At 58.2% G+C, this 11,638-nt stretch carries 10 protein-coding genes; 2 read left to right on the top strand and 8 right to left on the bottom strand.

What is annotated here, in order from left to right; genetic code table 11:
- The first annotated feature begins 155 nt into the window (after positions 1-155).
- Positions 156-737 (top strand): amino acid synthesis family protein, encoded by a 582-nt coding sequence (locus tag V8J85_RS16615; RefSeq protein WP_339954887.1) that lies wholly within the window; start codon positions 156-158, stop codon positions 735-737.
- Between the two features lie 536 nt (positions 738-1,273).
- On the opposite strand, the gene V8J85_RS16610 is transcribed toward V8J85_RS16615, so the two are convergent.
- From V8J85_RS16610 to V8J85_RS16595, 4 genes are read right to left on the bottom strand one after another with little or no spacing between them, the layout of a single operon-like run.
- Positions 1,274-2,227, bottom strand: a complete 954-nt coding sequence (locus V8J85_RS16610; RefSeq protein WP_339954886.1) for an ABC transporter substrate-binding protein — start codon at positions 2,225-2,227, stop codon at positions 1,274-1,276.
- Positions 2,228-2,259: 32 nt separating this feature from the next.
- A complete protein-coding gene (locus tag V8J85_RS16605) occupies positions 2,260-4,068 on the bottom strand; it encodes an ABC transporter permease (protein WP_339954885.1) in 1,809 nt (602 codons plus the stop codon).
- A complete protein-coding gene (locus V8J85_RS16600) occupies positions 4,065-5,120 on the bottom strand; it encodes a quaternary amine ABC transporter ATP-binding protein (protein WP_339954884.1) in 1,056 nt (351 codons plus the stop codon). The genes V8J85_RS16605 and V8J85_RS16600 overlap by 4 nt, the downstream gene beginning before the upstream one ends.
- 31 nt (positions 5,121-5,151) lie before the next feature.
- Complete coding sequence (locus V8J85_RS16595) at positions 5,152-7,521, bottom strand: DUF1989 domain-containing protein (protein ID WP_339954883.1); 2,370 nt, start codon at positions 7,519-7,521, stop codon at positions 5,152-5,154.
- A gap of 22 nt (positions 7,522-7,543) precedes the next feature.
- On the opposite strand from V8J85_RS16595, the gene V8J85_RS16590 reads away from it, so the two are divergent.
- Positions 7,544-8,554: a LacI family DNA-binding transcriptional regulator gene (locus V8J85_RS16590; RefSeq protein ID WP_339954882.1), complete on the top strand. Its 1,011-nt coding sequence runs from the start codon at positions 7,544-7,546 to the stop codon at positions 8,552-8,554.
- A 149-nt stretch (positions 8,555-8,703) separates the two neighbouring features.
- On the opposite strand, the gene V8J85_RS16585 is transcribed toward V8J85_RS16590, so the two are convergent.
- The 4 genes from V8J85_RS16585 to V8J85_RS16570 form a co-directional block, all read right to left on the bottom strand.
- Positions 8,704-9,486, bottom strand: coding sequence for an anti-sigma factor family protein (locus V8J85_RS16585; RefSeq protein WP_339954881.1), 783 nt, complete (start codon positions 9,484-9,486; stop codon positions 8,704-8,706).
- The gene (locus tag V8J85_RS16580) at positions 9,483-9,989 is read right to left on the bottom strand and encodes an RNA polymerase sigma factor (RefSeq protein WP_339954880.1); all 507 of its coding nucleotides are present in this window, start codon (positions 9,987-9,989) and stop codon (positions 9,483-9,485) included. The genes V8J85_RS16585 and V8J85_RS16580 overlap by 4 nt, the downstream gene beginning before the upstream one ends.
- A 163-nt stretch (positions 9,990-10,152) precedes the next feature.
- Positions 10,153-10,554, bottom strand: coding sequence for a COG4315 family predicted lipoprotein (locus V8J85_RS16575; RefSeq protein ID WP_339954879.1), 402 nt, complete (start codon positions 10,552-10,554; stop codon positions 10,153-10,155).
- A 257-nt stretch (positions 10,555-10,811) separates the two neighbouring features.
- Positions 10,812-11,501 (bottom strand): AfsR/SARP family transcriptional regulator, encoded by a 690-nt coding sequence (locus V8J85_RS16570; RefSeq protein WP_339954878.1) that lies wholly within the window; start codon positions 11,499-11,501, stop codon positions 10,812-10,814.
- Positions 11,502-11,638: the final 137 nt, after the last annotated feature.

Genomic DNA, 11,638 nt, shown 5'->3' with positions numbered 1-11,638 from the left:
ATCGAGATGTTCTACAATCCGAAACGCAAGCACACAAACAACGGCATGCTGTCGCCCGTTGACTTCGAAGAAAGACAGCTCAAACTAAAACAGGCGGGTGTCTAGGAAACTAGGGGCACCTCACAAAGCCATAACCCCGCAAGGAGCCGTCGCCTATGCCTGAGTTTACCATCCGCAAGATGCAGCTGATCGTCGAGGAGGTCCATCACGACGGTGGCCCCGTACCAGATACCCTGCGCAAGCTGGGCGCGATTTTGGCCTGTTGTGCCAATCCCTTTGCCGGACGGTATGAATCCGATCTACAACCCGCAATGGATGACCTCAAACCACTGGGCGCTGAAATGAGCGAACGTCTGATTGCAGCACTTGGCGGCAAAGATGTGGTTGATGGTTATGGCAAAGGCGCGATTGTCGGCGAGAACGGCGAATTGGAACATGCAGCCCTTTGGCATGTGCCGGGTGGCTATGCGATGCGTGGGCTTTTGAACGATTCCCGCGCGATTGTACCATCCTGCATGAAACGCGGCGGCGTTGGCTCGCGATTGGATGTCCCCTTGGGCCACATCAACGCAGCCTATGTGCGCAGCCATTTTGACGGGATCGAAGTCGGCCTGCCTGACGGCCCCAAAGCAAATGAAATTGTTTTTGTACTGGCGATGTCCAGCGGCGGACGCATCCACAGCCGTATGGGCGGATTGGAAGCCTGGGACGTGAAGGGCGACGATGGGTTGAGGTAAGCATTGCTGATGAGGTGGTGTTTGTTTCTTCACTGGCGAAAGATCTCGATCGCGATGATCTTTCTACACCAGTGGAACCAATCGGGGGTGTGAGAACCTTGTTACATTGATCGCTCCGGGCATACATCTGACGTCGTGGCCAACACCATGATGTCGACGCAGTTAAATGTTACATGAGAATGAAAAGGTTTCTCCGCTCTCTCGCTACGAATGAGGGAGCCTCGGGGGTAGGTTACGAAGTGCTTGATGTTGAGGCCAAGCGGCCATGTCCGCCATGCAGGGCGTGACCGCAGCATTTGGGTCATAGGATGAGTGACCGGTCTGGGCTGCGCTTGAGGACGGCCCGGATCGTCAGATTTCGATCGCCTCTGCAATCGTAAGTGCATACTGACCTGAGACCCGACTTCCCTTTAGCCCTTGGAAGAATCCGCAAATCCATTTCTGGCTTCATGCGACCTTGGTTTTCAGTCTCGATTTTATTGCAAATTCCAGCGGCGTGTGATTGCCGAGACGCGCCCGGCAATCACCACATTCGCTTAGCCGTCGATCCAGCCTTGGACCGTATCCATGTTGTCGGCGATCCATTCTTCGGCGACCTCTTGTGGGTCACGCTTATTGTCGAACATCTCGACGATCCATTCGTTGATTTCGTCGCCAGAGAACTGAATATTCGACAGCATTTTGGCAACTGCCGGGTTGCGGGTTTCAAGCGATTTCGAATAACCCACATACACGTCATTTGCTGCGATCACGCAGTCGAAGGTGGAAACTTCCAGCCAATTCTCGGCATCCAGATCGACGTCTTCGCAGCCTTCGGTCCGCCCAGGCTCTTCCAACGCAATCAGATCGTAGCGCACATGCAGCGCCTCGGGCGTCCAGTAGTAGAAGAGTTGCGGTTGACCGGCTGAATATGCAGCTTCTAGCCCCGCTTTGAACGTGTCGGCGGAAACGATATTCGGCTCCCACAATTCGTCCAGCCCATAGGATTTGAACTTGATCTGCCACCGCTTGGTCGAGGCCCAGGTTACATCACCGGCCCAGTATTCGCCCTTGCCGTCACCGTCGGTGTCGAACATCGCGGCGATTTCGGGGTTCGCCAGATCCTCGATCGAGCTGACCTTGTCGGTCATGTAGCTGGGCACATAGATGTTGGACGTACCCTGATACGGTGCGTTCACCGCGACCGTCTGATTGCCGTCGATATATTCGTCCCACAATGCCTGCTGGTTTGGCATCCACAGGTCGGTATAGACGTCGATCGACCCGTCACCCTTGTCCATGCCGGCCATGATGACAGCGGCCTGGTTCATGCCTTGCACGATTTCGGCGTCGCCACCCATCGGTCCTTCGATGATCGCTTCGATCACGTGGCCGATCGCGCGCGCGCCGTTCCAGCTGAGGTCGGATAGCGTGACCTTTTCCTGCGCGCTGGCCCCCCCGGCAGCGAGAGTTGCCGCGAGCAGCGCGGCAGTGGTTTTGGTGAATGTCATGACGTTGGCTCCCTTGTTGTTGGTCATGTTTGTCAGATCCGGCTGAACGAGTTGCGGATCCCTTTCAGTATGCGGTCTATCATCATTGCGACGAGTGCGATGGCGATCCCGGCCAGCAGGCCTTTGCCCGCCTGAGCGTCGCCAAGCGATGCGGTTACGATCGCCCCCAGCCCTTCGGCGCCGATAAAGGCCGAAATCGTCGCCATGGACAAGGCCAGCATGATCGTCTGGTTCAGGCCGGCCATGATGGACGGGACGGCCATGGGTAGTTCCACCTTGCGCAGCAGCTGGCGTTCGGAGGCCCCGAAGGCCATTGCGGCCTCTTTCGTGCTTTCAGGGACTTGCAGAATGCCAAGCGCGGTTAGCTTGATCATCGGCGGCATGGCAAAGATCACCGTCGCCAGAACCGCGGGCGGCTGCGATATGCCGAAGAAGGCGACTGCGGGCACAAGGTAACTGAGCGACGGGATCGTCTGCATGATGTCCAACATAGGTTCGGTGAACCATCGAAACCACCTGTTCTTGGCCATCCAGACCCCGACAGGCAGGCCGATCAGGATACAGACCGCCGTCGAGACAACGACCAGCGCCATGGTTTGCATCGCAACCTGCCACAGCTCGAACACCGCAAGGAAGGCGAGCGAGGATACGACAAAGATCGTCGTGCCTGTCCCGGCGAAGGCCCAGGACAAAGCGATGAACAAAAACGCGACGACCGGCCAGGGCGTTTGCATGAATGCGACCTCGACCCGGATCAGCGATTGCCGCAACACGTTCGTCATTGCATCAAAGGCCGTGGCGAAATTGGCCCGCAGATAGTTGATCGATTTGTCGATGCTTTCCGCGCTGTAGGTAAAGATGGTCACTTGTCGCCCTTCGACCGGCGGCCTGACCTGACGGCTGAGCATGGTCGCTCCTGCATTCCCGGCCGCGATCGCCTCTTGATCCGGGACACGGCGATAGGTCACGTCCTCTGGCGGGTCAAGCCGCGCAAGCGTTGGGAAATCGTCAATGAAGTAGCAGTCAAAGTGGTCCTTGGCTGACAGAGCCACATAGCTATTGACCGTATCGATATTGCGTTGCAGGTCGCGGCCTTCTTTGCGCAAGGCTGCCCTTTCGGTCTTTTGCGCATCGGTCAGTTCGTCCAGCGTTTCGAACCTGGCCATTTGCGCCGTGATTCCGTCGACCCGGTGTTGTATTCCGGCTATCATTGTCGGGATATCCGCCGCACCGGACTGGGCCATCAGCGTGTCCGTTTCTTCCGCGGCCAGCACCTGTTTCAAGCATGCACGCTCATCCGCGCGGATCTGCGTTGCCCGATAAACCGTTAGGGGCATGATCAACGCCATGATCACAACTCCGATGACAACACGTTTCATCGACGTCCCGCTGGGTACGGCACTTTTGATTCGCCAGCGTGAATATTGTCTGTAATACCAAGGGTTTGCACGACTACCCAACCACAGTCGCCCCAAGACAAAAACGACGACACCGGTCGTGCCGAAATTCCTGATCCAGCGCGTATAGCGTTCGATCAAGGTTGTGTTCTGTGCGGCGTTTTGCTGTGCCTCTTCCAGAAGCGGCATGAATTTGAAAACCTGCATGATGCAAACCAGTGCCAGAAGGTCGATGGCCAATGCCAGCCAGAACAACAGCCAGACACCACGGAAAGCCGCCCACAACCATGGCACCAGCAGGGCCATGGGATTCTGGCTCCAGAATTTCAGGTTTCCTTTTTGATAGCGCTCGAAAGTTGGTGCATAGTAATCGTCGCGTTGTGCGACAAACGTGCCGACCGAAACGTCGCGCTCTTCTATTTCGCGTTGTTCGGCCCCGCTCATTCGTCCGCGCTCCCCTGTAATCCGTGCAGCAACGTATCTTTGTTGACGACCCCGACGGTTCGCCCGTCGGCTTCGATCAACACTGGCAGATCGGTACCCGTGCTGCGTTCGACGAGCGTATCAAGGTCGTCGGTGGGTGCGGCGGTCGGATAGTCGGTCGTCTCAGCGATTGGACCATGTTTCGCCTCGTACATGTCCGGCGGCACCATGATTTTCGAGGCCGACACCAATTTCAACCGCGAGATACCTGCAACGAAATCAGCGACATAATCGTCTGCCGGGGCTGTCACGATATCCTCGGCCGTGCCGATCTGGACGATCTCGCCATCTTTCATGATCCCGATGCGATCACCCATGCGGATCGCCTCATCAAGGTCGTGGGTGATGAAGATCGTCGTTTTCTTCAGGTTTTCCGATAGGCCAAGGAATTCGTCCTGCAGATTGCGCCGGATCAGCGGGTCGAGCGCCGAAAAGGGTTCGTCCATCAGCAGGATTTCCGGATCGGCGGCCAAGGCGCGGGCAAGGCCGACGCGCTGCTGCATCCCACCGGATAGCTCAGACGGCAGACGGTCGCCATACCCATGTAGCGACACAGTCTCCAATGCCTGATCGGCCAGTTGGGAGCGGTGATAGGCATCCATCCCCCTGAGTTCCAAAGCAAAGCCGATATTGTCGCGGACCGACCGGTGCGGCAGCAACGCCATGTTCTGGAAAACCATGCCGATCTTTTCGGCGCGCAGCGCGCGCAGGCGTTCGAATTTCATCGCGCCGACATCTTCGCCCAATATGCGGATCGTGCCGGCCGAGGGCTCGATCAGCCGGTTGATGTGGCGAACCAGCGTGGACTTGCCCGAACCAGACAGACCCATGAGGCAGAAAATCTCGCCCTCGGTCACGCCGAAACTGGCATCCTTGACCCCGACAACCGCGTTGAACCGCTCAAGCACCTCAGCCTTGGAAATCCCCTCGGCCCGGATGGCGTCCATCGCGGGGCCGGATCGGTCGCCAAAGACTTTCCACACGTGTTCGAGCTCAACAACGTTCTCTGTCATATACCGTCCCTGTTCAGTCTTTTTGTTTTCTTCAGGCCCGCGCCCGTTCCCGGCGTGGGTCGACAAATGGGATGTCGGTCACTCTTGCCGGCAACCGTTTCATCCGTCCATCCATCATTCCCACTTCCAGCGTAGTATCGTTCGCGGCATGTTCGACGGCAAGCCGCGCCATGGCAATACCGCGTTCGAGCATCGGTGAACGTGTCGCTGACGTCACCTGACCGATCTGACGCTCGCCCGCATAGACGGCAGCCCCGTGCAGGGGTACGTCGTCACCTTCGAAAAGCAGACCCTTTAGTAAGCGGCGCGGCTGGCTGGCGTTACGCACCAACGCGGTTTTGCCGATGAAGTCGGATTTCGTGAGGTCGATCGCAAAACCCAAACCGGCCTCGAACGCATCGTGTCCTGGGGCGAATTCGGCACCGGCGGCGGCCAACCCCGCCTCGACCCGAATGATATCAAGAGCTGCATTGCCCATCGGTGCGATGCCATGGGCGGCCCCTGTTTCCATCACCGCATCCCAGATGCGCAGGGCATCGGACGGGGCGCAGAACAATTCGTAGCCCAATTCACCGGTATAACCTGTCCGTGACAGCATGAATGGCGCGCCATCACGGTCATGCAGACGGGCGATAGTGACGCCAAACCATTTCGTCTGGTCCAAGGTGGGCACATGGGCCTGCGTAAAGATCAGCTCCGACAAGAGGTCGCGTGATTTGGGACCTTGTAGCGCAAGGTTCACCAATGCGTCGCTCATATCGTTCATACGGACCTGCAGACCTTCCGCTTTGGCGATATCCTCGATCCTGCGCGCGCTTTCCTCGCTTCCGCAGCACCAGCGGAACAGATCGGAACCAAGGCGAAACAGCGTGCCATCATCGACGACCGCGCCAGTTTCGTCGCACATCAGCGCATAGGTCGCCCGCCAATGGGCAAGACGGGTAACATTGCGTGTCATCAACCGCTGCAACAGCTTCTCGGCATCGGGGCCGACAATGTCGTATTTACGCAGCCCGCTCATATCCTGCACGGTAACATTTTCGCGGCAGGCCCAGTATTCGCCCAGTGTCCCGGTCGACGGGAACGATACCGGTGTCCAGATATCGCGAGCCGCCGCGAAATGCTGCGTTAGCGCCGAAGTGCGTGGGTAGAATGCGCTTTCATGACTGATAGACATCGTGGTGTCCTCTTTCACGCGGTAAGCGACCGCGCGGCGGATCGGGGCATCGGGGCGATAGATGCGCACATGCACATCCGTCGGATTCCATCCATTGATCGGGTCTACATCGTCGGGGCAGGCAGTTGAGACGCAAACCAGATCGCTCATCGCCTGCATGGCGACATAATCGCCTGGGCGTGAATGACTTTCCTCGGTCAGGATTTGATGGGTATGCGGATCGACCCACGTGTTCCAGAAAAAGTTTATCGCAGGCCATGCCGGGCGGGATGTCACGCCATGGGGTGACATTGCGCGGGAAATATTGTCGGAACAATTCACATGTCCGGGAAAACCCCGATCCTCGTATCCGCGCGCGGTACAGGCCAGCCCAAACGTATCGTGCCGCCCGCACGTATCCTGCAAAACCTGCAGCATGGGCCGCATATCGCGATCGAAGAACTTGTCCATTAGCCCCGGCGCCGGGTAGGCCTGCCGCACCATGGACCGGGTCGCGGTGCTGTCGATCATGATCTCATCGCCATGGTTCAGCGCATCGGCGCGAAACGCCATAAAGTCCGAACATTGCTGCCCTTCGACATCGATGATCTGCAGGATTTCGCCTTTGGCAAGCCGATAGGCCTGCGCCGTCCCCCGGTCGATCGTGAACTCATCCCGGACCTCACCCAGCGGTTCGGGCAAATGCGTGACCCCCATCGCACGTTTGACCGAGATGATGACGTCCGACACCTTTCCGCCTGCCACGACGTCCTGCTGGCTAAGAGGGGAGATAAACCAAACTGTACAGTCAGTATCGGACTTGAGGATCACCGGTTCCACAGCGTCGATACGTGCCGCGTCGAGGGCGGTCAGCTCTCGCCCTTTGCCTGCGCTCCACCCCCACATTTCGGCACTGTCGAAATCATGCAGGCCGATCTCTTTGTCACCTACAAGCCCCAGTGCGGCCAGTGCCGATCCGCCACGTGCATCGAATGCCGCGATCGCTACGTTGCCATTGTTGTCAGTGATGGACACAAGATCGCCAGGTGACAGCGTGACCCTGCGGGCACCGCGCGGGGCGAGCCTGATGTTTTCGGTGGCCGTAGATGGAAATCCAGGAAATGATCGTGCCGGTGAAACCAGCCCGATATTGCTGAAATCTAGAATTGCCGTCCCACCGTGCATCGTGACCACGGACCCCTTGTAACTAGTTACATCAAGAACGCCACTGATGACATCTGTCAAGTTTTGACTCTATGATTTCTGCATGGTGGGGCGGATTGTGAAGAAACGGTACAATTTACGGGATGTTGCCCATCATGCAGGCGTTTCCGTGGCAACCGTCAGCCGCGTCCTGAACGTTCCCGACAAAGTGGCACCACCGACGCGGGAGCGTGTGGAAACAGCCATGAATACCTTGCGTTTTGTCCCGTCAGCTGCGGCACGCGCGATCAATAGCGGCCGATCGCGGATGGTTGCCGCACTGCTGCCGACGCTTGAAAATTCGATTTATGCACGTGTCGTGGACGGGTTGGAGAACAGGCTGGATGCGCATGGCCTGTCGCTGATCGTGGCGCAAACCGGTGATGACCCGAAGGTCGAGCTGGACCGTGCAAAGCGGTTGATCGACATTGGTGCCGAAGGACTGATCGTTGCCGGGATCACCCATGATGACAGCTTTTACGATCTGATTGATCGGGCGCAGATACCGGTGGTTGCGGTATCTTACTTTGATCGGACCCACCGTTTGCCGACCATCGGTTACGATAATTGGGAGGCCACACATCTTGCCGCGCAGCATCTACAGGATTTGGGTCACAGGCATGTCGCGGTGGTGCATGGACCACTTGCGCAGAACGACCGGACCCAACGCCGCCGCGCCGCGCTGGAAAGCGGGGGCTTTGCGCTGACCTTTGATTACTTCGAAGTACCTATTTCGATCGCCGGGGCCTGCGCTGCTGTCGAAAGATTGTGCGGAGAATCCAGTCGACTCACTGCAATCTTGTGTTTCTCGGACGTTTTGGCGATGGGCGCATTGGCCGAATTGCACCGTCAGAAGGTGCGCGTTCCACGGGATATGTCGGTCATGGGGATCGAGGACCTTCCCGGTTCCGCGCGGTCCTATCCGCGCCTGACCAGTGTGCGCCTGCGCGTTCAAGAGATGGGCGAAGAGGCGGCCGAGGCGTTGTCCGCGTGGGTCGAACACGACCGGCGTCCTGAGCCATTGCATTTGGCTTCAGAGTTGATCTGGCGCGACTCTACTGCGAAACCGCGCTGAATGCCGGTTGTCTGATTTCCATGATCGTGTCGCGCATTACGCCGTTGGCCCTCACCGTGGTTTTGGCAGATGATGGCGAAAACGGCGGGGCGCCCTGAACGCAACGAAGATGATGTTGCGACGCATGATGACCGACCGTATCGCTCTGATCAGATTTCCAGTGCCGCGTCGGCCGCGATCGCGTTCAGGTCGGGTTGACCCTGTGGTCCGATCACGACGTAATCGGCCCCATTCGCTGTCCAGGATACGAAGTCGAACCCATTGATCGTTTGCTCCCGGAACGCCAGGGTGCCGTCGGTTTCGCGACTGCTGGCCTGCAGGCACAATGCGACGACCGTGCCATCAGGCAGGCGGTACATCAGCTGCGCTACCGGCTTTGCATTGGCCACCAGCAAACGCCCACCCTCAAATGTCAGACCGAACTCCGACAGATCGGGGATCGAGAATTCTGCACCGACCGTATTGCCCAACCAGGCTTCAATATGGTCGGACTCATCCGCTGCGACCTCGACCAGATGACGGCCCTGGCTTGCGTAAACGGCGTGGTAGTCGGCGATGTCCGCCAGCCATCCTGCTGTCTGGACAGGTGGCGTCGTCTGCCCTTTGACCACGTAGCCCCCGACGCCGCCAAGAACCAGCATTACAAGGCTGGCCGCGATGGCCCCCCAACCCGACCGCGGCGTCGGTGCGGCGGCGCTATTGGCAGGCACTGTCAGGTCCGCTGCCTTGATCTGTTGCGCCAGCGCAAAAGGCACGGGATCATCCAGTTGGGCTTCGAAGACATCCTGCGCCAAGGCATCGGCCTCCATCAGCGCGTCGAACTCCGCTTGGGCGGCAGGATCCGATTCCAGCCGTGCCTCGACCGCTGCGGCCTCGGTCGCGTCCAATTCGCCATCCAGATAGGCGCTTAACTTTTCAGAAAAGTCTGTCATTGCGTGACATACTCCCCTTCCGACATGCTCGCGATCAGTAGTTTTCGCGCGCGGTGTATGCGGCTCATCACGGTTCCGATGGGGATACCCAGCAGATCCGACGTCTCGCGATAGCTGTATCCTTCGGCGCAAACCAGCATCAGGGGTTCGGCCAGGTCTTGATCCATATCGGCCACTTTCTGACGAACCTGCTGCGCTGTCAGCACCTCTTCGGGCCGACTTTCGACCTGCAATTCCGTGCTTTCCGCCGCATCGACCTGGCCTTCACCCAGCCGCACCTTGCGTTTGCGGATTTCGCTGATCCAAAGGTTGCGAACGACACGGAACATCCACCGATCCAGCGGTTGCGCCGGATCATATTGATGCCATTTCTGCAGGGCCGCCGTGACGGCATCCTGTAACAGATCGTCGGCATCCGGCCCGGATCGGGTCAGGCTCAGCGCGAAGCGGCGCAGCCGCGGCAGCAGAGCGATCATCTCTGATTTGAACTGGTCCGGTGTCATTGCGCGCGCATCGAATCCTTGGCGGACAAAAAGCCCATTCCACCGGATTATCTGCGATTTTCGCATGTATTTCAACGTTTTGCCGTCGGGTTTTTGACCATTCGGCAGATATTCTCCCGGGTCGGGCCGGGCGCCTATGACGCCCGGTGCGACAGGCACTGCCCTAGTAGGCCGCGTGCCACACGCCGCCGACGCCATCACCGTTCGTCTCGCCTGGTGCCGTGTCACCGATCCAAAGGTAAAGCGGTGCGCCGTCCTTTGCCCATTGTTGCGTTCCGTCGTCGCGCGTGACCATGGCAAATCCGTCGCCCATATCCGCGGTTTCGGCGGTGGCGATGTAGGGTGGCCAGTTGACGGCGCAATCATCATAGCAGGTAGATGTGCCATTGGTGTCCTTGTCGAAAGTGTAAAGTGTCATGCCGTTAGCATTCGTCAACGGCGTATCCCCCGCCTTTGCGGCTACGGGGGTGTCATCGCTCCCGTAGCTGTAGTCATATGTTTGCGCATCGGCGTTTTCGCAACCGGCGATCAAACCGGCGGTGGCAAGTGCTGCGATCAGTTTCATGTTCTGGCTCCTGTTGTTTTTGAACGACGCTGTGTCGCTCTCAACAGGGTTACGCTGCCGGTCGCGGGTTTATTCCCGGTTTCGACCATTTATTTGTGCTCTTGCAGGAACGGGGTGATCTCATCCATGCAGGTTCATCGCTGAGAAGCATTTGTCTGCGACCGTCCAGCAACGCGAAACGTGCATTCGGAAAACTAGCCTTTCGGTCCCTGCCACGACAAAGCGGGATGCGTTTGTTGGGGTTTACCACGGTTTTGTCACCTGTCGCGCCAATCCCGTGCCTCCGTTTCCATCAGACGTAGGTATTCCTTGGACACGGCCTGCGCCTCCTCGATCCGATCCAGCTCCATCAACTTGCGCCACAGCATAAACGGGGCGTCGTGCGAAAACGGGTCTTGCTGATGCCATTGACGCAACCATCGCAACGCCTCGGCATCGGTGATCTGGGGCGCCCACGCCAACTTTTCGGTGATCCCGCCGCGAAGGCTCAACAACGCCTCTCGGGTGCGGATCAGCCAAAGCTGATATTCATCGGCCCGCCGCAGATCCAGGTCTGGAAACGGTTTTTGCGACAAAAGCTGTGCCGCGCGCCGTAGACGGGCGATCGGTGGATTGGGGTGCCCGTGCGTTGCACGCAGAAAATCGATATCGAGAGCGATATCGGCCTTGTCGATCGCCACATAGTCCCGTTCGGATATCAGCCGGTCGGCCCCGTCCGTGTTCATCAACCGTCGCAGCTTGCTGAGCGACCAGCGCAGCGCACCGCGCGGATCAGCGGTTTTGGCGAAAAACATCTCGCACAGATGTTCGCGATGTTGCGACCGGCCGGTGACGACAAGATAGATCAGCAGGGCGCGGGTTTTGCGCGACGTGATCAGAGGTACTTTCGTTTCACCCCGATAGTAAGCGACTTCGCCCAAAAGGTTGATTTGGATGATTTCAAGCATCGATCGCCCATCGGGGCATGATCTGCCTGTACTTGTCGGATGCTTGCGCATCACATGTCCTGAACATGGTCACCACCCCTGTCATCGTGTCGTTTCAGGACAGTTACGAACGACCGGCGGGATTTATTCACGAAAAA

Source organism: Yoonia sp. 2307UL14-13 (genome assembly GCF_037572755.1).
GTDB lineage: Bacteria > Pseudomonadota > Alphaproteobacteria > Rhodobacterales > Rhodobacteraceae > Yoonia.
This window is presented reverse-complemented; position numbering and strand designations above follow the sequence as displayed.